The organism is Streptomyces sp. NPDC034670, assembly GCF_055574875.1.
On record NZ_JBVITR010000005.1, the window covers coordinates 38,679 to 59,813 of the forward strand.

Below are 21,135 nucleotides of genomic sequence, written 5' to 3' on the forward strand. Positions count from 1 at the left end.
CCAGGAGAACCCACCCCCCACCCCCCCCCTTTCCTCCCTCCCAGCCCCCCCCCCCCCCCCCCCCCCCCCCACCGCCCCCTCCCGGCCCCGCCGCGCCCCCCCCCCCCCCCCCGGGCCCCGCTCCCGCCTCCCCCCGGTAAACGGTTCGACGCCGCCCTCCCCGCAGGACATCCTGTGAACGCGCATCCCGCCGACCGACCGCCCCGGGAGGGCCGTTGAGGAACCCCGTCATCCGCCACATCACCTTCGACTGCACCGGAGACCCGTACGACCTCGCCTCCTTCTGGAGCGCGCTGCTGGGCCACCCGCTCTCCGACGACGACAAGCCGGGCGACCCGGAGGCCCTGGTCGAGGACCCGGACGGCGGTCCGGGCCTGCTCTTCGTCCGGGTGGAGGAGGGCAAGACCGCCAAGAACCGCCTCCACTTCGACCTGAGGCCGACGGACCGCACCCGCGAGGAGGAGGTGGCCCGCGCCCTCGCGCTCGGCGCCCGCCGGATCGCGGACCGCACCCGCCCCGACGGCACGGGCTGGGTCGTCCTGGCCGACCCGGAGGGGAACGAGTTCTGCGTGGAACGGGGCGAACGGGGCTGACGCCGCCCGCCGGGCCGCCCCGGTGAACCCGTCGGCCGGTTCGCCCCTCCGCGCACGCCTTCGGAGCGTACGCTCGTACGCATGGCGACGGACCACTTTGCGGGCGATCCCCGCACCAACCTGGAACGCATGCTCGCGGGCGACCTCTACATCGCCGACGACCCGGAGATCGCCCGCCGGCTGCGCGACGCCATGCGGCTGGCGGCCCGCTACCAGGCCGTCTACCTCGAGGACCCCGCCGAGGCCGGGTCGGTCCTCGCCGAACTCCTCGGCTCCGTCGGCGAGGGCGTCGACGTCCGCCCGCCGCTGTACGTCGACTACGGCAGCAACATCTCCATCGGGGCCCGCACCTTCGTCAACTACCACCTGACCGCGCTGGACGTCGCGCGGATCACCATCGGCGAGGACTGCCAGATCGGCCCGAACGTCCAACTCCTCACCCCCACCCACCCCGTGGAACCGCAGCCCCGCCGCGACAAGCTCGAGGCCGCCCGCCCCATCACCATCGGCGACAACGTCTGGCTCGGCGGCGGAGTGACCGTCTGCCCCGGAGTGACCATCGGCGACGACTCCGTCGTCGGCGCCGGCGCCGTCGTCACCAAGGACGTTCCCGCGGGCGTCGTCGCCGTCGGCAACCCGGCCCGCCCGGTCCGCACGCTCTGACACCCTTGCGCCATGGCCACCGGACACACCGACCCGCAGCGCCGCGCGCGCATCCTCGCCGCCACACTCGACCTGATCGTCGAGGAGGGCGTCGCCGGTGTCTCCCACCGCAAGATCGCCACCCGCGCGCAGGTGCCCCTGGGCTCGATGACCTACCACTTCACCGGCATCGACGACCTGCTGCACGAGGCGTTCACCGGCCACGCCGACCACATCGTGGCCGTCTTCGAGCGGCACCTCGGCGGCGCCCGCACCGCCGACCAGGCCCGCGAGGCGGTCACCGACCTCATCCACACCCTCTCCGGGACCCCCGGCCGCGACCTGGTCCTGGCCCAGGAGCTCTACACCCTGGCCGCCCGCCACGAGTCCTACCGGCAGCTCTGCCGGAAGTGGATGAGGCGCAGCCGCGACCTCCTGGAGCACCACTTCGACCCGTCCACGGCCCGCCAGCTGGACGCCCTGATCGAGGGCCTGACCCTGCACCGGGCCCTGGACGACACCCCGCCCGACCGGGAACTGACCCGGGAGGCGGTGGCCCGGATCACCGGGACCCGGTAACCGCACCGCCCTCCCTCCCCCCGTAACCGCACCGTCCTCCCTGTGGGTGAGGGACGCGCCCCGGGAGCCCGCCGCGCCGGCACTCTTCCAGGTGAACGCGTGCTCCCCGGACCCGCCCCGGCCCGTCCCCGGCGCGGCTCCGCGAAAGGCCCGGGACGACCGGTGACGCACCGGGACGCGGGACGCCCGGCACCCCGCGGGGACGCGGACGGCCCGGGCGGGGGCGCCGGACCTTTCACCCACCCTCGCTACGATCTGCGCCACTGTGGGCCGATGCATCCGGGCTTGCCGTCATGCACGCGGCTGACCTGCCGTTATGCGGCGATGCAGACGCCGGGTACGCCGGCCGTTCCGCACGACCAGGGGGAGAGACACGGACATGGCGCACGAGTCGACGGGCCGGGACCGGGACCGGGAGCAGCGGCCGGGGGTGCAGCTGGCGCGGCTGCTGCGCCGCTGGTGGGAGGAGGCCGGGAACACACCCGGCGGCACCCGGCCCACCCAGCAGGCGCTGGCCGCGAAGGTCGGCATCGACCAGACGACGCTCTCGCGCTACCTCAACCCGAAGCACACCTCGACCGCCCCGCCGAGGGTGGTGGAGGCGCTCCACACCCACCTGCGCGCCCCGGAGGCGGAGCTGGCACGGGCCCGGGAGCTGTGCCGGGCGGCCCTGGAGGAGAACAACCGTCAGGGAGCCGCCGCCCACGGGCCGGAGCCCGCCGGAGGAACCGGCGCCGGGAACGGCGCGGCCGGCACGGGCGACGAGGACGGCGGGGACGGGCGCGGTACCTGGGGCCGCCGGTTCCGGTCCCGGTGGGCGGTCCCGGCGCTGGTGGCCGCGGCGGTGGTGCTGGCCTTCCTCGCCGGGGCGGTGGTGCGCGACCAGTACGTCTCCGGATCCCGGACGCCCGCCGACGGCGGGGCGGCCGGAGCCGCACCGGCGAGCGGCCCGCCGACCGCGTGGGCGCTCGAGTGGCCGCTGCTGATGAAGCAGAAGGAGGACCACTTCAGCCGGGGCCGCGCCCTGCAGCACCTGCTGAGGGAACACGGTTACCGGGTGAGGGCGGACGGGTTCTTCACGGACGAGACCCGGGACGCCGTCATGGACTTCCAGCGCAGGAAGCATCTGTCGCCCGACGGCAAGGTCGGCAAGCACACCTGGCCCGAACTGGTGAAGGAGGTCGGACCCGGAGCCGAGGGCGACGCGGTCCTGGCCCTCCAGGAACTGCTGAACAACGCGGGCCAGGGGGGCACGGAGGTGTCGGGGAGGTTCACCGCGGCGACCTCCGAGGACCTGAAGTTCTTCCAGCGCAGCCACGGCCTGACGCCGACCGGCCGACCGGACGTGCAGACCTGGCTGGCCCTGCTGGTCTTCCAGGACCCGCCCGCCCACGCCCCCGGGTACCAGAGGAGCACGAGCCCGCTCCCCTCCGCGTCGGCGTGAGCGGACCGTGCCGGTGAGAACGAACGAGCCGTGCCGACGCGAACGGACCGACCGTGCCGACGTGAACGGACGGGCCGTGCCGGCGTGAACGAACCGACCGTGCCGGCGTGAGTGGGTCGTGCCGGCACGGGTGGACCGCGTCGGTGTGAGCGGACCGCGTCGGCCGCCGCGGGGGAGACCCGCCCCGACGGCCCGCTCCCATGCCGCCCGCCCCGCCCCGCATGGCGCGCAACTCCCCCTCCCCAGGACATAACCGCAGGTCGGAGCCCTCTCCCTCAGGATGCACGGAACCTGCATGGATGCCCCTATGCAGGCCCCCGGAAACGACTCCTCGCACCTCGTCCCCCCGGGCAGTCTGGTTGCCGTGCCCGGCGCCCCGTGCCGGGCACGGCCGGTGGCGGCGCAGCGGCACGCCACCGGGTCCCCGGCCGGCGACCGGCCGCCGGGGCGGATGACGAAGGTCGGAACGACCGCATCCGCCCCTCCCACCCACAGACGCGGGGCCGACCGACGTCGGCCCCGAGGGAAGAACGAGGAGAAGGACATGAACGCGAGCAACGGTTTCCTGCGCGGCCTCCTGACGGCAGGGGTGCTGACGACCACCCTGGCCCTCGCCCCGGCCGCCGCCGCGGGCGGCCCCGCCGCCGGATCCGCGAGCGGCGCGGCCGCGGCGACCACCCTGGTGTTCGACAAGAACCAGGGGGACCCCACCAACTCGAGGCTCTCGGTCTACCAGGGCAGGAAGCTCATGGCCACCTACCGGGCCGGATCGGGGGTCGGCGTCAAGGACGACTGCGCCCTCTCCCGGGGCTGGATGCCGAACGGCAACTGGAAGATCAGGTCCAAGACCCGCGCCTACAACGGCAACGTCATCAAGGGGTACGCCGTCTACCTGCAGGACATGCGGTGCTCCAAGCGCACCGCGACCCGCACGGAGATGTTCATCCACTCGGAGATGAACCGCGACGGCAGCCAGGGGCGCACCGAGCCCCGCCGCTGGGACGGGGCCGGTGACTACAAGTCCAACGGCTGCGTGAAGCTGAACCCGACCGACATCAAGAAGATGTTCGGCCTCCTCGACCGCATCGGCTGGCCGACCCACCTGCGCGTGGTGTCCTGACCCGCCCGGCGGCACTCCCGGCGCCGCGCCCCGTTCCGGGGTGCGGCGCCGGTGCCGGTTCGAGGGGCCGGCTTCCGCGCCGTCGTGTGCCACCCGCACCGACGCGGCCGGGGGCCGGTGCCGGAGCACCGGCCGGTTCGGCTCACCACCCGCGATGAGTTCCGGCCGGATCGCGAGTCTTTCCTGGTGACCGTCGCAGGACGGCGTCGTGCCCCGTCGTACGACGCCGCCCGGCACGAGGCACCCCGGAGAACGCCATGACGAACACACCGAGTGACCCGACCACCGCACCGCCCGGCCGCCCGCCCGTGGTCGACCTCGCCACCTGGCAGGCCGCCCGGGACGAGCTCCTGGTCCGCGAGAAGGCCCACACCCGCGCGGGCGACGCCCTCGCCGCGGCCCGCCGCCGGCTGCCGATGGTGGAGTTCGACGGGACGGCCGAGGCCGTCGGACCCGACGGCCCGGTCCCGTTCCTGGACCTGTTCCAGGGCCGCGACGAGCTCGTGGTCTACAAGCACATGTGGTACGACGGAGCACCGCACCAGGGGCAGTGCGAGGGCTGCACCACCGCGGCCTGGCACCTGAAGGACGCCGTCTACCTCAACGCCCGCGGCGTCTCCTTCGCCGTCCTGACCACGGGCCGGTGGGACGAGGTGGCCTCCTACACCGAGTTCATGGGCTACACCCAGCCCTGGTACTCGGTGCGCGACGTGGACGAGCCGGTCGGCGGGGAGATGGGCCACCTCGCCTGCTTCCTGCGCGACGGCGACCGCGCGTTCCTCACCTACTCCACGACGGGTCGCGGCATCGAGCCGGCCAACAGCTCCTTCGGCCTGCTCGACCTGACTCCCTTCGGCCGCGGCGAGGCGTGGGAGGACAAGCCCGAGAGCTGGCCCGAGGGACGCCACGCGTGCTGGTACTGGCGCACGGACGCGGACGGGAACGCCACCTGGGGCCCGACCAGCCGCCCCGTCCCCCAGTGGACCCGCCCCGGCGCGACCCCCGTACAGACCCTCGGCCGCCACGGTGACTACCACTGAGGCGTTCCCTCCCGCCGCGACGACGAGCCCGTCACCCCGCCGCCGGACCCGTCGGGCCGAGCGGCGGGGCGACGCTGTGCGGGCACCGGAGGGGAAGGGCGGCACCGAGGACGCGGCCCGGCAGGTCAGGGTGACCGGCGATCGTCCTTGAGGGCTCGGACGAAGGACGTCCAGGCGCGGTGCCCCACGGTGACCTCGGGCACTCCCGTGTCCTTGGAGTCACGTACGTGGACGCGCTCCTCGGCGAGCGCGCACTCGACGCACTCCCCTCCCGCACCGTTGCTGTACGACGACGTGAACCACATCAGAGGAACCCCCGCGGGCTTTACGGCGTTCACTTCGAGTACTCCTTCACGACGGACTTGCATCTGATCAGCAACGCACACTGCCGACTTGCGTGAACTTCTTCCTTCGATGCTCGCCGATGGCCGGTGAGGCGACCCGCTCTCTTCAGGCCATCTACGGGGGTGTCCCGCCAGGTGATGTGGAAGATTTACGCGACCCCTGCGCTGCGGGGCCGGAGACGGACGCCTCGTGGAAAAGCGTGAGCAGTCGACGGGCATGTGTCACATGGGCGCTCAAACGAGCAGCATCAGGACAGCGGTAGTCAAAGTGCTCACGCTTTTGGGGCCGTGTGCCACCCCTGGGGCGTAGGCGCGTGTCCCGGCATCGCTCCACCTCGGAACTCGGGTCGGCGTGCCGACCGTTCTCCCCGGATTCCCTGCACGAAGGACACCCAGGCGTGGTGCCCCACCGTGATCACACGGCCTTGCGTGTCCTTGGAGTCGCGGACGTGGGTCTGGCTTCCGCCGATCGCGCACTCCACGCACTCGGTGCCGCTGCCCCCGCTGTAGGAGGACTTGAACCACTGAGGGCTGGGGGCCGCTGTCATCGTCACTCCGCAGGCAGTCATACGGACGTGCCGGGCTGGTGCTGGCGCAACCCGTTCACGAAACACCCCCACGCACTGGCGCCGACAGGGATGACAGAGCCGTCCGCGTCTTTGGAGTCACGTATGAGCACGCCATACATGACATGCGCGCACTCCACGCACTCGGTTGTGTTCGCGCCGCTGTAAGACGACTTGAACCATGCGAGCTCATGAAGGGCGGGAGAACGGGCGGGCATCTACAGCTCCTTGCGTGCGCGATGGATCAGGGCGGAGGAAGCCTCCATGTCCAACGCTTGTGCGCGAAGGTACTCGAACGCAAGTCTGTATCGCTCCAGCTCCTCGTCCTTCTCCAGGAAGAGGGAGCCGGTGTGGAAGTCCACGTAAACCACGTCAAGGGCTGACTCCGTACCACCGATGATCACGAAGCTGCCGAGAGCAGCACCATGGGCTCCGTTCGAGAACGGCAGCACTTGCAAGGTGATGTGAGGTGACTCGTTTACTTCGAGGAGTCGCCCGAGTTGCTCCTTCATGGTCTCCGGCGAGCCCACGACCCGGCGGATCACGGACTCATCGAGGATGGCCCACAGCCGGAACGGCTCCGGCCGGGTGAGGATCTCCTGCCGCTTCATGCGGATGTCCACCAGCCGCTCGATCTCGGCCGGCTCCAGAGGAATCTCGTTCGCCTTCTGCAGAGCGGTGCTGTAGGCGCGAGTCTGGAGGAGACCAGGGACGTAGACACAAGAGAAGTGGTCCTCGCGTACGGCCTCGTCCTCCAGCGTGAGCAGCAGGTTCATGCTCTCCGGGATGGAGTCGGCGAACGAGCTCCACCAGCCTTGCTGCTTGGCGTCCTTGGCCAGTCTTACGACGGCCTCCCGCTCGGCGTCCGTGGCTCCGTACTCACGGCACAGCGCGTCGACGACGATCCACTTCACCGGACCCGCCTGAGTCTCATACCGGCTGACCGTCGCTTTCGATACGCCGACCAGTTGCCCGGCCTCCTCCAGGGTCATCCCCTTGCGAGCGCGCAACTTGCGCAGCATCGCGCCCAGTTGACGGCGGCGTGTGGTGGTCCTTACGGACATGGGACTCCTCTGTGCGTAACCCCGGGCAACTGTCCGGGACTTGGACAGGCTAGGCAGCGCGGCAGCCGGCTCACTACGGGATTCACTCGATAGAGAGTCATGAGAAGTTACACAGTGAGAGTTCTCTGTGTCATTCTCACGTACAGGTCGCTACGCAATGCAGCCGTACGGATACGGCGGGCGCAGCATGCGCGTGGCTCGGGAGGGAGGAATGCTCATGCCCGCTATCGACACCAGGGGCCGCCAGCACCGCTGTGTTCTGCCTTTTGCGGCGCTGCCGGCGGAGGTGCGGCTGCTGCGGAGGGCTGCCACCGCGCAACTGGACCAGTGGGGTGTGCCGACAGCCGGTGATGAGGCGAGGCTTCTCGTTACGGAACTGGCGACGAACGTCATCAAGCATGTGGGCGAGGGCACGCTGGCGACACTGATCCTGGAGTGGAAGCGCGAGCGGCTACGTGTCGAAATGCACGACAAGAGCCGCACGCTCCCCGCCCTGCGTGGTGCCGACTGCGATGCTGAGTGCGGCCGCGGCCTGCACATGATCGCAGCCATGGCAGTGGACTGGGGGATCGTTGTCACGGCGCCCGGCAAGGCGGTCTGGTGCGAGATCGAACTGGGCGCTGGGGCCGCATGCCGCCGAGTGCAGCGCGCTGTTGAGGCGTTGGAGAGCTACCAAGGACACGGTGGCGCGGCTCCGGAAGGGCGGCGACACGAGGCGGCTCTGGAAGAGTCAGCGATCGAGTTGATCGTCGACTTGCTGCACTGGACCTCCGCGCGAGGCATGGACCCGGATGACGTACTGGACCGGGCCCAGATGCACTACGAGGCCGAAGCGGACGCTGCTTAACGGGTGACTGCCCTGGCAGGGTCTTGTATCAGCTCCCGGAGAGCAGCAGGTGTACGCCAGGATTCCCCGAGATAGCTCCTGTGGCACATGCGGTGGCAGTTAGCGCAGAGGCAGGCAAGGTCGTCCAGGGCAGTCTTCCGCATCCCGGACGCGTAGAGAGGAGTGACGTGGTGCACCTCGATGTACCTGGAGCCGAGATCCCCATAGAAGCGGGCAAAGTCGAAGTGGCAGACCTCGCATCGGAGTGGCTGGCTGCTTTGTCGGACTTTCTGGATCTTGAGTTTCCGGAGTTTCGGGTCCCGTTCCCGGACGAGCGCCCGACGAAGGAGGAGCCGTCCTTCAATGGCAGTGAACCCGTCTTCGTCAAGTTCGTCAGGCTGCTGGGGGAGGAGCTGCAGTTCGCCCGAGCCGATGCCTTCTTCGATCGCTCGGGCAGCCTGAAGCATCTCAGACTCACGCTGGGTGAAGGCTTCGATCATCCGAAGCGTCAGCTGACCGCACCGAGTGCGGCCCCCCTGGTAACGGCTGTAGTTTGTGGCGAAGTCTGCCGTCTTGCGGCTGATGCTGTCTGGCGACCGGAACTCGGGGAGAGCCCGGGCTTCCGGGGGATGCAGAGGCAGCGAGCGCAGCAGCTCGGAGAGCTCCTGTACTTCCCGGTCGCCCGTCCTCAGCTCTCGCCACCCGTTCTCTACGACCAGCGCGCCGGCCAGTACGAGCTCATCCTCAGTCCACGCAGGGCTCCGCATGAGCAATATCGTATGTGTGTTCGGCTTGAAGGAGGGTGCGTTCAACGGATGACGGGGCATGCTGCACACTTGGTCGAGTCACGTTGTCAGTGGGGTCTGTCACCCTCAGTGATGGTGGACTGCAGGATGTGTCTACCGCTGCACGGTTGTAAGGAGGGGGCATGACCCACATGAACGAACCTGGACCCGCTGCTGAAGGACTCAGGGACCCTGAGTACACCTCGATTGAGATCTGTGCCGGGGCTGGCGGACAGGCAATCGGCCTTCATCAGGCTGGCTTTGGCCACCTTGCCCTGGTGGAGATCGACTCCCATGCGGTTGCCACGCTTGAGAGGAACATCAAGGAGCGGGAATCGTGGGCCTGGGAGAGAACGCATTGTGACCTCCTTCCGCCAACGGACGTCAAGGAGTTCAAGCCTGACAGGGATCTCAAGAAGAGCAGCAAAATCCTCCAGGAACGCGGGCTGGACCTTCTTGCAGGCGGCGTGCCCTGCCCTCCGTTCTCGCACGCTGGCAAGCAACTCGGCCGGGACGACGAGCGTGACCTCTTCCCGCACATGCTGAAGCTTGTGGAAAAGCTGGAGCCTCGCGCGGTGATGATTGAGAATGTCCGGGGCATCATGGACCCCAAGTTCTCGGATTACCGTGACTGGATTAAGGCGAGGCTGCAGGGCGGCTCCTACCGGGCCGTGGACGGCCAGATGATGTCGGACCCGGGCCTCGGCTACACCGTTTGTAAGTGGGACGTCTTGGAAGCCAGCGACTTCGGTGTTCCCCAGCTTCGCCCGCGTGCCATCTTGGTTGCATTTCGTAAGGACGTGATCGAAGATCTCAAATACGAGTGGCCGACGGCAACTCATGAAGATCCGGTCAGCATCGCTGAATGCCTGCAGCCGTCTATGTACGAACGCTATGCACCGTATTTCGAGGGCACGCACGCTGAACGCGCGCGGCAGGCATATGAGCGCTGGCTGAACAGGGCCCGCGAACGTGACATGGAACTCAAGGGCAGAGGCGGTGGTATCGCGCCGACCCTCGTGGGCGGCTCGAAGAAGCACGGCGGAGCGGATCTGGGGCCGAGCCGGGCAAAAGCTGCCTGGAAGCTGCTGGGTGTCTCCGGGCTAGGCGTGGCCAATGACAATGCTACGTGCAGGCTTAAAGGTACCGAGGAGCGTGACCTTTTTGGCCCGGACGGGCCGATGCTCACTGTTCAGCAAGCTGCGATCGTCCAGGGATTCCCGCCGGAATGGAACTTCTCCGGGGGTAAGACTGCACAGTACCGGCAGGTGGGAAACGCTTTCCCACCGCCTGTGGCCAAGGCGGTGGGGGAGTCAATCATCGAAGTGCTCAGGGCGGCGAGGGAGCGTGACCAGGAGAACAGCTGATTAACTGTTCCCCTGGTCTCCGTGGCGGATGGCGCGGCGCTTCTCGACCTCAGTTGCGATCCGTGCCGCGCAATCCGCCGCCGGCTCATGTTCCCAGAACCGGAGCACCGTCCAGCCAGCTTTTGCGAGTTGCTGATCAGTGTCCCGGTCGCGGGCCATATTCCTGGCCACTTTGTCTGACCAGTAACCCGGGTTTGTTTTCGGAGGAACGTAGTGCTCCGGGCAACCGTGCCAGTAGCAGCCGTCAATGAACACTGCAACCTTCACGGGGCGGAAGACCATGTCCGCAGTGCGACGCAGATCAGGCAGGGGCTTGGCAGCGACCCGATAACGGAGGCCCTTTGCGTGCACGAGCCTTCGGATCAGCCGCTCCGGCTTGGTGTCCCGGTTTCGGATCGCCTGCATGTTCCGGCGCCGTGCAGCAGAAGAAGCCCACGAGCCGGACGGCGGTGACCAGTCGCTATCAGGGCCGGAGGGAGCGCGTGATGGAGTGTCCATAGTGGTTCGTGTCTACCAGGTTGCCAGGGTAGAGGCGAGCTCCTCATAAGGGCGGAGACGCCCCTGACCGATACACTCTGCCAGGTCATCCTTCTGCTGTTTGCTGCCCACTTCAGCTACCGCTGCCCGCAGTGCATCGAAGGCGATGTGGTAGACAGCATCAACTTCACCAGTGCCTCGTGCGATGGAAGCAATCCTGCTTGGCATAGGTTCAGCGGTCACCGTCACCAGGTGCGGAAGACGGCCCCGCCTGTGACGGATCATCTGCAGGAATTCGTGCCGGATGTTCTGTACGCGGTCGGAGCGTATCGTCCACTTACAGGATACGGCTGCGTGCAGGAAAGGCTTAAATTCCTGCGCAGTTGATGCTGTAGGAATTCCGACAGTGACATCAGGCCGGATGAGGTAGTCACTTCCCAGGTCCGTACGGAGGGTAGGATTAGCCCTCACGACGTCTGCGATCTTGCGAAGGTGTGAGTACTGGGAAAAGTCGGAAACAATTTTGTTATGCTCAACACGCCAGGGGCGGGACTGGTCGATCTCGGGCAGGAGCTTTTTCAGGTCGGTGCTGACTGCCTGTTCCAAGGCGGGACCCAGATTACCTGGGGCATCTGGAACGATTTCCTCGGTTGTGACACCAAGAAACTCAAGAATCCTCCCAGCCAGTGCTCTCGATGTACTGCTGTCGCTGTCGGCACTGTTAGGGACTAGGTCGCCTGACTTTTTCAGCTTCTTCCAGCCGAGAAGCTGGGTAGCGGCTGAGGCGCTCATCTCAATTCTCGCTTACTTTGTGTGAGACGGGAGTGAAGGTGCTTCTTCGGGAGGGTCAGCAGGAGTGGCGAGTACCCAAGTCTGCCCATCTAGGAGAACCTGCCGCGCCCCTTGATGATGAGGCCGAAGCCTTGCGACCCGGGCACTCACAAACTCCCCTTCGCGGGGAGCTGGGAGGCCGAGCTGTTCTGCTACCAAACGATGACTGTCGTAGTCACCCATGATGATAATCCCCTCGGGTCTGAGGGCTGAGCGCGATCCTCCGTTGCCGCGGACGCGCTTCATGTAGTCCTTCTGCTGCGCAACTGTACGGACTACGTTCCGTCCTATGCGGCGCCTCTGGGTGCGTCGAAAGAGTTCATTGACTCGCCGCTGTCCAGAATTCAAAGCATAAATTGCTGCACGATCGGCTGAGTTCATGTGCAGCAGAATATTTTCTGCAAGTTCCTCGTCCTTCCAGAGCCACATGATTTTGCTGCGGTGCTCGGACTTTATAGTGAGCTTCGCGTCACGGTTGCTTCCTTGGTTCAGCCAATCTTCGCGAATTCTAAAGAGTCCGGCGCTCCATTGACTTTTGTAATCATCCGCCCAGACGAGCAGGCATAGGTGGCCCTTGGCTTCTGGGGGGATCATCCACCCGCCGAACCTCTGCGAGTATTTGCAGTCTACTTCAACGTCTGCAATTCGATAGTCCATCGCGAGACCGTCGGCGAATCTGAATTCGCGCTGCAAGTTAATCTCGACAAGAGTCCCGGCGTGGGTCCTCTCAGTTTTGTACAGAGTGTTCCAGTCGTAGCGACCTGTGATTTCGCCGTTCAGGAGCTGGTCGATAGTGTTCCGCAGAACGGTTGCGAATCTTTCGCCCTTAGGGTCCAGGTTTTTCAGCTCCGCGTACACGGCTAGGAGCTCGGAATCCTGCCCGAACTCCTGAGCTGAGGCAATGTTCAGTGCGGCAGATATGTCAATGGGTAACAAGTGCGATTCCCTCCCCGCTGGGTCAACTGATCGGGATAGTGGCTTCATTGTGATGACGTGAGTCCTTGGCGCGGAAACGCACCAGGCGGCGGTCTGCGCTGGCGGCTGACCTTGGGGGGATGAGAGTGAAGGCCATCACGACTTTTGATGGGTCGGCGACTCCATTGCGGGCAGCTGCCCGGACGCTGTCAGGGCTGCTCCCCTCCACTACTGGGTAGATCAGTGCGACTCCAGTCCTGGAGCCGATCTCCGTATCTGTTCCGGCGGCGGCTTCGTTGATAAGCCGCTGTGCCGCGGTTCGGTGCTCGACGCTGGCGATACGGCCGAAGGAACTCTTGCCGTCCTGAATGCTCCGTCGGACCAGGGACAGCGGGACCGAGCCGAGGATACTGGCCTCGATGCGACTGTCCGAAGCAAGCCTGGGTGAGATGAGCAGCCAGTCATCGACCTGTGCAAGGGTGCCGTCAAGCTGGCGGAGATAGGTCAGGTGAGGGTCAAAGTACCGGGGGCGCTCCCATTCAAGACCGGACAGCACGCTGAGGAGATCACCATGAGCAACGGTTCCAGTGAGTGCCGTGAAGGTTCGCGTAAGCGTGCTCGAGTTGTCCGGAGGGTTGCTGAACGACACAGGGGTCGCATCCAGTGCTCGCAGCAGCGGTCGCCAGCGCTCGGTGTTGCGCTTGGTCAAGGTGCTGTTCAGCGGGTAGGAGGCGGGCTCGATGGGCCGGCCCGGGGACCGGATCTCCACGAGTTCTGCGTTGAACATCTTGTTGCGGGCTGAGGGCTTGAGCCATGGCAGGTGCTGTGCCACCAGAGGCGGGATCTGCACAGGGGTGACCTGGGGCTCCCCGTCCACCATCGCGGCGTACTGGGCTAGCTGCTCCCGGAAGGTCTCCTCGTCACGGCAGACGGCTTCGTAAGCCTCGTAGAGGTCGATGAACTTATTACGACCGAACGGCTCCTCCCGGCCGATGTACAGCCGGACCAGGTCCCGGTATCCGGAACGGAAACCGAACCAGCGCCCCATCTGCATGAGGGTGTCAGCCTGCTGAGTGGTACGGCGGTAGTAGGTGACGGTCAGGCCCTCAACAGTGAAACCGCGGGAAAGCTTCGTGCCGCCCACGAGGATCTTCCAGACGTTCGGCGTCCGGTCGAAATCCAGGTCGAGCTGGGCGAAGTAGCGGTCGGTGTCCCCATTCACGACGATGACCGGCTGGCCTCCGCTGCCGATGCGTTGCCGTGCGCGGTTGACGTACGGTTGCAGATCGCCGTAAGAGGACGGCGAGGGAAGGTCGCTAGCGTGAGCCGCGCTCACCGGTGCGAAATCCGCCTCCCACAGTGCAGCAAGACGCTCGTGTCCCGCCGCCGAGTGGTAACCAGCCTGGTGCCACATGGAGTTGATGCGCAGCGCCAGATCGGCGTGATCATCCTGACGTACCGACTCATGGACGAGCATCGTGTGATGCCGGAAGTTGGCGCCGGACACGCCATGGTCAGTCCGGTAGAGCTTCAGGGCGCCTGACAGAACAAAGGCGTCCATGGCCTCCTGGAGTCTGTCGCCCGTGGAATCGTAGATTCCTCGCACGTGAGCCTTCTCCTGAGAGTTGGCGTACGTACGCTCCTGTACAGGCACGGGCGAGTTCAGGTCGTGGAAATCCTGGACACCCATGTAGTCGGCCGGGCGCGGGAGAGAGATCAGGAAGTCGCTGGGAAAAATGTCCTCCTCGTCACCCGGATCGATGAAGACGTTGGCGAAGGGCGTCGCGGTGTAGCCGACGTACTGAGCGCGCGGAAGCAGTCCCAGGAGCTTGGATATCAAGCCGTTGATGGCCGTGCGCTCGGTGCTCCCCCGTTCCCACTTCTTCGGGTCCGAGGTGTTCACGGAGGCCTGGTCGGACTCGTCGTCGATGATGAGGGTCGGCAGCTCTCCCAGGATCCCGTGGATCTGCTTGAGGTCCTTGACGAGCTTCGTGAGGACGGCCTTGTTCTTCTTCACCACGAGGATCCGCGCTGCGGCGTGGTGGAGGTTCGCCGGATCGTGCAGCGGGCGGGTGGGGACGCGCTTCTCGAACTCCAGCGCCCGGATGCCCTGGGCCAGGCTCTTGTAGTCGTTGTCGCGTGTGGTCAGGCGCTCGATGTCGAACGCGCCGAGCGTGGAGGGACGGCCACCGTGTCGTACGAACTCCGGCCAGTCCTCGTCGTCACCCACGTAGTCCACACCGACCAGGGAATCCACGTCTGTGACATCCGCGCCCCGCAGGATGTTCTCCTGGCCGATCAGCTCCATGTCGAGGCGCCGCTGGGTCTGGGCGCGCAGCAGGTTGAGGGTGCCCCCCAGGACGATGACGAGGCGGTAGCCGGCGTCAATGGCCTTCGCGGTCACGCCGGTGAAGTTCGCCGTCTTGCCGGACTGGACATAGCCGACGACCAGGCCCTTCGCCTGACGGGCCGTCGGCTGCTCGGGATCGGTGAGGCGCTCGACGACTGCCCGACTCGCCTGGTCAAGGCTGGCGACGGCGGCCTCGGACCATCCCTTGTCGCGGAGCTTCTGCTCGTACGCCGTCCAGTAGAAGGACCTGGCCGCCGCACGTTCCGGGGTGTACCACGGGGTGAACTCCCGGGTGATCACCGTCGCACCGGGCACCTTCGCCACGGGTACGGCCTCGTCCAGGGCCTTGCGCAGTTCACTTCCGAACCGGAGCCGTTCGTACACCACGGCACGCCGCTCGTCGGTGCGCGCCGGGGAGTCCGCTCCCCACTGCGGGTTCTCCGCGAAGTCCCAGGCGGTCAGGTGGCGGTCCCACAGAGCGGTCAGCGCATCGTCACCGCTGATGAGAAGGGAGCGGAACAGCTCTTCGCTCAGGTCCGCGTCGGGGTGTGAATCATCCGCGGCAAGCGCCGCCCAGCGTTCGAAGTGACGCGGCATGCTGCCCATCCCCGCCAGCGCGGAGGTGTGGATGTCGAGGAGCACACCGGACGGAGTGTTGGTCATCTCTTGTCCTCGGTCAGGGGCCAGAGAGGCCGGGAGCGAGAGCGGTACCGAATCAGTCGGTTGCCTGTGCGCGGCGGTCGCGGTGCGCGCCTGCCGCTGCCAGAAGGATGGCGTTCCAGTAGTCCACCCGGTCCTGGCGGCCCCGCTCCCAGCGCCCGAGACCGAAGCAGTCCTCGAGCAGCAGGTACAGCAAGGTCTTCGTGACGGGAGCGTCGTTGCTTCCGCCGCGCCTCCCGTCGTTGAAGTCGCTGCGGAAGGCCTTGTTGAGGAGGACGGTGTTGTTCTCGCGGTCCAGGTCGAAGAACTTGTCATCGGGGAGGGAGACCCAGGCGAACGCGATGGGCTCCTCACCCGGCTTCTCGGGCAGCTCCTCCTTGACGACCCGCTTGACCCTCGGGTCCATCCCCTTGCCCGGGAGCGTCACGGGCTTGCGGACGATCTCCGTGCGCTTCGCGCCCTCCCGGTAGGCAGCCTCGGCGTCGCCGAGGAACCCGTGGAAGGTGTTTCCGGAGGCGTCCACGGCCTTCTCGACGCCGAGCGTGAAGGCGGGTGTGACGGTGACACTCTCCTTCTTCACGTCGAGACTCAGGACACTGTTCTCGTGGGGCGGGAGGTCGACGGCCACGCGAGCAAGAGCGAGGTGGCCTTCAGGGTTGCGCAGGCCGTTCCAGCCACCGGCCTGGACGAGGCGGTCGTTGCGGTAGAAGTAGAAGCCCTGACGGTCGGCGAGGGATCCGATCTGCCGGAAGCCGGCCTGCTTCGACTTGGCGGGCCAGATGTGTGCGGTCAGCCGTACGTCTCCCAGGCCTTCTACGGGGGCCGTGAACGTACGGGGGTAGCCCGCTTTCCCGGGCACCTTGTAACCGAAGGGGTCCAGCGCCTCGACAGCGATGTGGTCCACTTCCTCGCCGAGCCGGCCCTCGCCGCTGCTCACGTCCCACACGGCGATGTCGAGCTTGAGGCCGTTCTGAAGGAACCGGTGCAGGTAGAGGCCGAGATGCGTTTCCAGGCGCGCGATCGCCTTTGACAGGTAGTGGTCGCTCTGACCGGTCGTCACCGTCTCGAAGACCCGCACCTGGTCCCAGCGCACGATCGTGCCGTGCCACTCGATGATGCCGTCGTACCGGTCCACGAGCTCCTGTGCGTAGCGAGGGTCGACGGTGTCACAGCGGAAGCCGTCCTCGAGGCCCTCCGCGGTGAGACGGCGCCCCGCGGCACGACTGCGCTTGGTACGGCTGACCACGGTCAGCGATGACGCATGGGACAGCGAGGCGGCCTTCAGGCCTGTGCCGTACATGCCGAGGGCGCTCTCGCCGTAGTCCCGGCGCCGTCCCACCGTCATGGCGGCGTCCAGGCCTGCGTCGTCCATGCCCTTGCCGTTGTCGATGATCAGGAGGGTGAGGATGCGCTTGGCGTCACGCAGGAAGTGCACGACGATCTCGTCGGCGCCGGCGTCGATGGAGTTGTCGATCAGGTCGGCGATGGCGACCTCGAAGCCGTAGCCCTGGTTGGTCAGAGCCTTGCCGTAGCCGGCGTCCGGGGGCAGATGGGTGCTGCCGGTCGTGGGGACCTCGTACTGCCAGACGGTGCCGGGCTCGTAGGTCATCGTGCTTCCTCGCGTACACAGGTCTGGGCCTGCTCAGCGCGTGACGGCCCTCCGGATCGGTTGGTCTGTGTGACCGTACTGCAAAGGTCGGACATAGAGACGGTTGAACTGCGAGGTGGGGGGATTGATCCCGAATCCTCCGCGAGGTGATGTCCTGACTCACGGGTGGGGAGGCGGACCTTCTCGCGTACGGCGGGTCGTCCGGGGGCGCCGAGCGGCGATCTCGGTATGAGATGACCTCTGACTGCCGTGTGCGGCTCGACGTCGGCGGCGTCGTGGTGGACGAAGACTGGTCCGTCATCGTGCGGGCTGACCTGTCGGGCGTGAAGCTCTTGCCCGAGCTCACGGTGAAGGAGGGTCATCGAGTTCACCCGGAGTGCCTTCGCTACCACCGGAAGTACGGGGAGCAGAGGGTCCCTACCGAGGAGCTTCGAAGGCGTGGTAAAGCGCTGCTTCCTCGACGCGGACGAGGAAACGGCAGCCTCGGGAAGCGTCGACCGGCTGGTGGTCCTTGGAGCTCGCAGGCGTCTCTTCGGCAGGGCGCCCTTCACGGTCATCCGGAAGACGAAAGCTGCTCGCGCACCCACTCCGGGTCGGGGTTGGTGTGCGGGCGGCCCGCCACGATGACGGTCGGTACGGTCTCGTTGCCGTCGTTCGCCTCCCGCACCGTCGCCGCTCCGGCCGGATCGCGCCAGATGTCGACCCAGTGCAGCCGGCGGGCGCTGCGGCCCAGGCGGATGCGCAGGCGCAGGCAGTACGTGCAGCCCGGGCGCCAGAAGACGATCGGGCGGCCGTCGGCCGCGCTGCGGCGTCGTGCCTCCGACGCGCTGACCGACCTCGGGAAGATCAGGGGTGAGTTCAGGCAGGCGAACAGGGTGAAGAACAGCAGGAGTGCCGCGGCCGTGCCGAAGTTCCCCCTGAGGACCGGACCGACGGCGAGAGCCGAGCCGCAGAGCACCAGCAGCATCGGCAGGATCCACACGCGTGTCATGGAGGCGCAGGCTATCGGTATGGGGGTGGGGTCCGCCGTGGCTCCGTCCTGGCCGCCGGTGAAGGGGAGCGATGTCCGGAAGGCCACCGACGCCCCGCTCGCCTTTCCGGCCGAGTGGCCGGACGGCCCCACGGCCCCACGGCCCCACGGCCCCACGGCCCCACGGCCCCACGGGGCCACGGCCCCACGGGGCCACGGCCCCACGGGGCCACGGCCCCACGACCCCGCCCCGGTCACGCAGTCCTGCGGTGGCCGCGTGACCGGGACGGGGAACCGCCGTTCAGGTGCGGGCGGTCCAGCGGGTGAGCATGGCGGTGGCCTCGGCGCGGTCCGTGGCGGGGAGGGCGGCGATGTCGGTGTGGTGGTTGGCGCCGGGCACCCACAGGACGCGGGAGTCGTGGCGGCCGGGCGGGAAGGACTCGGCGACCGAGGGGTCCTGCGTCCCGTTGACGAACAGCAGGCGGCTGCCGCGGCGGCGGACCCAGCGGTCGATGTCCCGCATCGCGTCCGGGTCGAAGCGCAGGGGGACGTCGCGGGGGACGAAGGAGCGCGGCTCGATGGCGCCCGGGTGGCGCAGCAGGTCGGCCAGGTGGGCGGTGGGGACGTCGAGGTAGCCCATCTCCGTGCCGAGCTGGTACCAGTACGGGATGTACACGCGGGCGACCGCGTCGGAGTAGAGGGCCAGGCCCGCGGTGTCGTCCAGCCAGGTGTAGAGCTGGTCGGCGGTGGCGTCCGGGCCGGGGAGGGCGGCGCGGTCCGCCGCGCCGCCGCCGTTCTGCCAGAACATGAACGGGGCGCGCAGGACGGCGATCTCGAACGCCTTGTCGGCGCTGCCGACGATGCGGAAGGTGTCCCCGGCGGCGGTCGTCTCGGCCTCGTAGCGGGCGACCAGTTCCGCGCGGTGCTGCAGGAGCCGGCGCTGGGCGTTCCCGATGGCCTCGCGGTCGGCGGCCGTGCCCACGGTCTCCAGGAAGCGGAGGTAGGCGGAGTCGTCGCGGTCGTCGACGTTGTGCGGGGCCGCGTAGGCCACGGTGCCGTCCACGTCGTGGGGGTGGAAGCGGCGGTGGTAGACGCTCGCCATGCCGCCCTTGCTGCCGCCGGTGGAGATCCACGCGCCGGGGTAGAGCCGGCGGAAGGTGCGCACGACGCGGTGGTGGTCGTCGGCGGCCTGGCGGACGGTGAGGAAGGAGTAGTCGTGGGCGCTGGGGCGTGAGGTGCCGAAGTAGCGGTGCTCGACCTGGAGTTGGTTGCCGCCCAGGAGGACGGTCGGTTCGGTGAGCCGGGACGTGAGCACGGCTTCGTACCCGGTCGTGAACAGGACGGTGGGGCGCTCGGTGGACGCGTGGAGCAGGGTGAGGCGCTGCTCGAACGTGCCGGCCGAGGGGTCGGTGTGGTCGACCGGCTGGCGCAGCCCGAGCACGAAGAAGCGGTGCCCCGGTCCGGCGTCCGGCCGTTCCTCCACGATCCGCACGCCCGGCAGGGAGTTCAGGCGCCGCACGATGTCGTCGTCGGCGGCGGGCGCGGGGGGCGCCCCGGTCAGGGCGCGGGCCGGTGCGGACGCCGCCGCGGCGAGAGCGGCCGCCGAGGCCGCCGAGGCGGTCGAGAGCAGCAGGCGTCGTCTCGTCCAGAGGTGCATCGGGTGTCCTTCCCTTGACGTCGGCTGCCCTCAGTACAGCCGCCGCCCCGGTGCGGGAGGATCCCGTGCGCGGGGGATCCGCCTCCCCCGCGCGGGGGAGGCGCCGGGGCCGGTCGCCCGGCCCGGCGCCCCGCGGACGCGGGTGCGGGCGCCGGTCACCCCGCCCCGTGGCACTCCCCGTACGCCCGCCCCGACCCGCACCAGCACGCCGCCCCCGGCTCCGGGGGCCAGGCGACCGCCCGGCCCCGGGCGGCCAGCGTGGTCGCGTACTGCGGCAGCAGCGTCGCGTCCCCGGGCGCCGCGCCCTCCGACGCGGCGAAGGCCTCGTACGACGGGACCGTGCCCGTGACGACGCCCAGGTTCGGGGTGCCCGACGCCGCCAGCTCCCGCAGGGCCGCCTCTATGGTCGCGAGGTGCTCCCCGTAGGACGGGTACTCCCGGGCCAGCTCCGGGTGGGCCTCGGTCAGTTCCGCCAGCTCGTCCGCCGGCCAGTGGAGGACCGCCACCGGGAAGGGGCGGGACAGGGCCTCCCGGTACGCGCCCACTTCCGCCCGCAGCCGCGTGATCTCCGCCTGGAGCTCCGCCGGGTTCTCCGAGCCCAGGGTCCACACGCGCTTGGGGTCGTGGAGCTCGTCCAGGGTGATCGGGAGGGTGTGCACGGAGTCGGCCAGGGCGTCCCACTCGTCGTGGGCCGCGCCCAGCATCCGGCGGACGCGGTGGCGGCCGAAGAGGAGGGGGCGGGTGGCGCGCGGGGGCTCCGCCCCGTCGGTCAGCAGCAGGCGGACCGCCTGCGTGAACGTCTCGTGCGCCTGCTCCAGTTCGTCGTGGGCCTCCAGGGCCTCCGCGGCGATCACCCAGGGGGCCGGGTCGCGCGGGGACGCCGCGCGGATGCCGTCGATGATCGCGCGGGCCTCCGCCTCGTGGCCGTACTCCCAGAGGTTCGAGGCCTTCAGGGCGCGGACCAGGGCGGGGTTCTCCAGCACGGCGCCGGAGGCCAGCAGGCGGTCGTAGAGGGCGGTCGCGGCGGGGCGGTCGCCGGCGAGCTCCCGGTGGGCGGCGGCGCGCAGCAGCAGGGCCTCGGCGTCCTCGGGGTACAGCTCGGCGGTCCGCTCCAGGCGTGCCGCTTCGGAGGTGTGGTCGACGTTTTCGGCGGGCGTGTCGGGGCGCATGGGGGACACCGTACTGCCGACGGCCGACAAAGGTGAGACGGCCGGGGGGCGGAGGGCGCACCGGCCCGGGGAGGGGGCGCCGGGGTGTCGCGCGGGGAACGAACGGCCGTACCGGACCCTGCGGTTC

General features: G+C 68.2%; 21 protein-coding genes. 8 read left to right on the forward strand and 13 right to left on the reverse strand.

The features are described 5' to 3' along the window. Positions 1 to 215: 215 nt before the first annotated feature. The 6 genes from ACZ56B_RS05205 (at position 216) to ACZ56B_RS05230 (ending at position 5,418) form a co-directional block, all read left to right on the forward strand. Positions 216 to 593 (forward strand): VOC family protein, encoded by a 378-nt coding sequence (locus ACZ56B_RS05205; RefSeq protein ID WP_468786427.1) that lies wholly within the window; start codon positions 216 to 218, stop codon positions 591 to 593. Positions 594 to 674: 81 nt separating this feature from the next. Then, positions 675 to 1,256 (forward strand): sugar O-acetyltransferase, encoded by a 582-nt coding sequence (locus ACZ56B_RS05210; protein ID WP_468786429.1) that lies wholly within the window; start codon positions 675 to 677, stop codon positions 1,254 to 1,256. A gap of 12 nt (positions 1,257 to 1,268) precedes the next feature. Next, positions 1,269 to 1,814, forward strand: coding sequence for a TetR/AcrR family transcriptional regulator (locus tag ACZ56B_RS05215; protein ID WP_468786431.1), 546 nt, complete (start codon positions 1,269 to 1,271; stop codon positions 1,812 to 1,814). Between the two features lie 379 nt (positions 1,815 to 2,193). Beyond that, positions 2,194 to 3,258: a peptidoglycan-binding protein gene (locus ACZ56B_RS05220; RefSeq protein WP_468786433.1), complete on the forward strand. Its 1,065-nt coding sequence runs from the start codon at positions 2,194 to 2,196 to the stop codon at positions 3,256 to 3,258. A 544-nt stretch (positions 3,259 to 3,802) separates the two neighbouring features. Next, positions 3,803 to 4,378 (forward strand): L,D-transpeptidase family protein, encoded by a 576-nt coding sequence (locus tag ACZ56B_RS05225; RefSeq protein ID WP_468786435.1) that lies wholly within the window; start codon positions 3,803 to 3,805, stop codon positions 4,376 to 4,378. A gap of 257 nt (positions 4,379 to 4,635) precedes the next feature. Beyond that, a complete protein-coding gene (locus ACZ56B_RS05230) occupies positions 4,636 to 5,418 on the forward strand; it encodes a DUF899 family protein (RefSeq protein WP_468786437.1) in 783 nt (260 codons plus the stop codon). A gap of 125 nt (positions 5,419 to 5,543) precedes the next feature. Here the strand turns inward: ACZ56B_RS05230 and ACZ56B_RS05235 are convergent, their stop codons facing one another. From ACZ56B_RS05235 to ACZ56B_RS05250, 4 genes are all read right to left on the reverse strand, one after another. Then, a complete protein-coding gene (locus ACZ56B_RS05235; RefSeq protein ID WP_468786439.1) occupies positions 5,544 to 5,756 on the reverse strand; it encodes a DUF397 domain-containing protein in 213 nt (70 codons plus the stop codon). 278 nt (positions 5,757 to 6,034) lie between these two features. After that, the gene (locus ACZ56B_RS05240; RefSeq protein WP_468786441.1) at positions 6,035 to 6,331 is read right to left on the reverse strand and encodes a DUF397 domain-containing protein; all 297 of its coding nucleotides are present in this window, start codon (positions 6,329 to 6,331) and stop codon (positions 6,035 to 6,037) included. Continuing rightward, positions 6,328 to 6,546, reverse strand: coding sequence for a DUF397 domain-containing protein (locus tag ACZ56B_RS05245; protein WP_468786443.1), 219 nt, complete (start codon positions 6,544 to 6,546; stop codon positions 6,328 to 6,330). The genes ACZ56B_RS05240 and ACZ56B_RS05245 overlap by 4 nt, the downstream gene beginning before the upstream one ends. Then, positions 6,547 to 7,392 (reverse strand): helix-turn-helix domain-containing protein, encoded by an 846-nt coding sequence (locus tag ACZ56B_RS05250; RefSeq protein ID WP_468786445.1) that lies wholly within the window; start codon positions 7,390 to 7,392, stop codon positions 6,547 to 6,549. It abuts the gene before it with no gap. 217 nt (positions 7,393 to 7,609) lie between these two features. Here ACZ56B_RS05250 and ACZ56B_RS05255 point away from each other — a divergent pair, with 217 nt between their 5' ends. Next, positions 7,610 to 8,239: an ATP-binding protein gene (locus tag ACZ56B_RS05255; RefSeq protein ID WP_468786447.1), complete on the forward strand. Its 630-nt coding sequence runs from the start codon at positions 7,610 to 7,612 to the stop codon at positions 8,237 to 8,239. Here the strand turns inward: ACZ56B_RS05255 and ACZ56B_RS05260 are convergent. Then, positions 8,236 to 8,985 (reverse strand): HNH endonuclease, encoded by a 750-nt coding sequence (locus ACZ56B_RS05260; protein ID WP_468786449.1) that lies wholly within the window; start codon positions 8,983 to 8,985, stop codon positions 8,236 to 8,238. The two genes, ACZ56B_RS05255 and ACZ56B_RS05260, sit on opposite strands and share 4 nt — an antisense overlap. A gap of 161 nt (positions 8,986 to 9,146) precedes the next feature. On the opposite strand from ACZ56B_RS05260, the gene ACZ56B_RS05265 reads away from it, so the two are divergent. Beyond that, positions 9,147 to 10,370, forward strand: coding sequence for a DNA cytosine methyltransferase (locus ACZ56B_RS05265; protein WP_468786451.1), 1,224 nt, complete (start codon positions 9,147 to 9,149; stop codon positions 10,368 to 10,370). Here ACZ56B_RS05265 and ACZ56B_RS05270 read toward each other — a convergent pair whose 3' ends face one another. The 8 genes from ACZ56B_RS05270 to ACZ56B_RS05305 form a co-directional block, all read right to left on the reverse strand. Further along, positions 10,371 to 10,868 carry a very short patch repair endonuclease gene (locus ACZ56B_RS05270; RefSeq protein WP_468786453.1) on the reverse strand — a complete coding sequence of 166 codons (498 nt, stop codon included), beginning with the start codon at positions 10,866 to 10,868 and terminating at the stop codon, positions 10,371 to 10,373. A gap of 12 nt (positions 10,869 to 10,880) precedes the next feature. Continuing rightward, complete coding sequence (locus ACZ56B_RS05275) at positions 10,881 to 11,639, reverse strand: NgoMIV family type II restriction endonuclease (RefSeq protein ID WP_468786455.1); 759 nt, start codon at positions 11,637 to 11,639, stop codon at positions 10,881 to 10,883. A gap of 12 nt (positions 11,640 to 11,651) precedes the next feature. Further along, a complete protein-coding gene (locus tag ACZ56B_RS05280) occupies positions 11,652 to 12,614 on the reverse strand; it encodes a NaeI family type II restriction endonuclease (protein WP_468786457.1) in 963 nt (320 codons plus the stop codon). Between the two features lie 22 nt (positions 12,615 to 12,636). After that, positions 12,637 to 15,606: a Z1 domain-containing protein gene (locus tag ACZ56B_RS05285; RefSeq protein ID WP_468786459.1), complete on the reverse strand. Its 2,970-nt coding sequence runs from the start codon at positions 15,604 to 15,606 to the stop codon at positions 12,637 to 12,639. A gap of 52 nt (positions 15,607 to 15,658) precedes the next feature. Next, entirely contained in the window at positions 15,659 to 17,212 is a 1,554-nt protein-coding gene (locus ACZ56B_RS05290) for an ATP-binding protein (RefSeq protein ID WP_468786461.1), read from the reverse strand. A 553-nt stretch (positions 17,213 to 17,765) separates the two neighbouring features. Continuing rightward, entirely contained in the window at positions 17,766 to 18,203 is a 438-nt protein-coding gene (locus ACZ56B_RS05295) for a glutaredoxin domain-containing protein (RefSeq protein WP_468786463.1), read from the reverse strand. Between the two features lie 280 nt (positions 18,204 to 18,483). Next, positions 18,484 to 19,839 carry a S28 family serine protease gene (locus tag ACZ56B_RS05300; RefSeq protein ID WP_468786465.1) on the reverse strand — a complete coding sequence of 452 codons (1,356 nt, stop codon included), beginning with the start codon at positions 19,837 to 19,839 and terminating at the stop codon, positions 18,484 to 18,486. Between the two features lie 155 nt (positions 19,840 to 19,994). Further along, positions 19,995 to 21,008, reverse strand: coding sequence for an SEC-C domain-containing protein (locus tag ACZ56B_RS05305; protein WP_468786467.1), 1,014 nt, complete (start codon positions 21,006 to 21,008; stop codon positions 19,995 to 19,997). Positions 21,009 to 21,135: the final 127 nt, after the last annotated feature.

What these genes read in the sequence shown, in the direction of transcription:
- ACZ56B_RS05270 (WP_468786453.1), bottom strand. Translation starts at nt 10,868, where the DNA reads ATGGACACTCCATCACGCGCTCCCTCCGGCCCTGATAGCGACTGGTCA.
- ACZ56B_RS05295 (WP_468786463.1), bottom strand. Translation starts at nt 18,203, where the DNA reads ATGACACGCGTGTGGATCCTGCCGATGCTGCTGGTGCTCTGCGGCTCG.
- ACZ56B_RS05260 (WP_468786449.1), bottom strand. Translation starts at nt 8,985, where the DNA reads ATGCGGAGCCCTGCGTGGACTGAGGATGAGCTCGTACTGGCCGGCGCG.
- ACZ56B_RS05245 (WP_468786443.1), bottom strand. Translation starts at nt 6,546, where the DNA reads ATGCCCGCCCGTTCTCCCGCCCTTCATGAGCTCGCATGGTTCAAGTCG.
- ACZ56B_RS05220 (WP_468786433.1), top strand. Translation starts at nt 2,194, where the DNA reads ATGGCGCACGAGTCGACGGGCCGGGACCGGGACCGGGAGCAGCGGCCG.
- ACZ56B_RS05240 (WP_468786441.1), bottom strand. Translation starts at nt 6,331, where the DNA reads ATGACTGCCTGCGGAGTGACGATGACAGCGGCCCCCAGCCCTCAGTGG.
- ACZ56B_RS05300 (WP_468786465.1), bottom strand. Translation starts at nt 19,839, where the DNA reads ATGCACCTCTGGACGAGACGACGCCTGCTGCTCTCGACCGCCTCGGCG.
- ACZ56B_RS05215 (WP_468786431.1), top strand. Translation starts at nt 1,269, where the DNA reads ATGGCCACCGGACACACCGACCCGCAGCGCCGCGCGCGCATCCTCGCC.
- ACZ56B_RS05225 (WP_468786435.1), top strand. Translation starts at nt 3,803, where the DNA reads ATGAACGCGAGCAACGGTTTCCTGCGCGGCCTCCTGACGGCAGGGGTG.
- ACZ56B_RS05265 (WP_468786451.1), top strand. Translation starts at nt 9,147, where the DNA reads ATGACCCACATGAACGAACCTGGACCCGCTGCTGAAGGACTCAGGGAC.
- ACZ56B_RS05210 (WP_468786429.1), top strand. Translation starts at nt 675, where the DNA reads ATGGCGACGGACCACTTTGCGGGCGATCCCCGCACCAACCTGGAACGC.
- ACZ56B_RS05285 (WP_468786459.1), bottom strand. Translation starts at nt 15,606, where the DNA reads ATGACCAACACTCCGTCCGGTGTGCTCCTCGACATCCACACCTCCGCG.
- ACZ56B_RS05255 (WP_468786447.1), top strand. Translation starts at nt 7,610, where the DNA reads ATGCCCGCTATCGACACCAGGGGCCGCCAGCACCGCTGTGTTCTGCCT.
- ACZ56B_RS05230 (WP_468786437.1), top strand. Translation starts at nt 4,636, where the DNA reads ATGACGAACACACCGAGTGACCCGACCACCGCACCGCCCGGCCGCCCG.
- ACZ56B_RS05290 (WP_468786461.1), bottom strand. Translation starts at nt 17,212, where the DNA reads ATGACCTACGAGCCCGGCACCGTCTGGCAGTACGAGGTCCCCACGACC.
- ACZ56B_RS05305 (WP_468786467.1), bottom strand. Translation starts at nt 21,008, where the DNA reads ATGCGCCCCGACACGCCCGCCGAAAACGTCGACCACACCTCCGAAGCG.
- ACZ56B_RS05250 (WP_468786445.1), bottom strand. Translation starts at nt 7,392, where the DNA reads ATGTCCGTAAGGACCACCACACGCCGCCGTCAACTGGGCGCGATGCTG.
- ACZ56B_RS05275 (WP_468786455.1), bottom strand. Translation starts at nt 11,639, where the DNA reads ATGAGCGCCTCAGCCGCTACCCAGCTTCTCGGCTGGAAGAAGCTGAAA.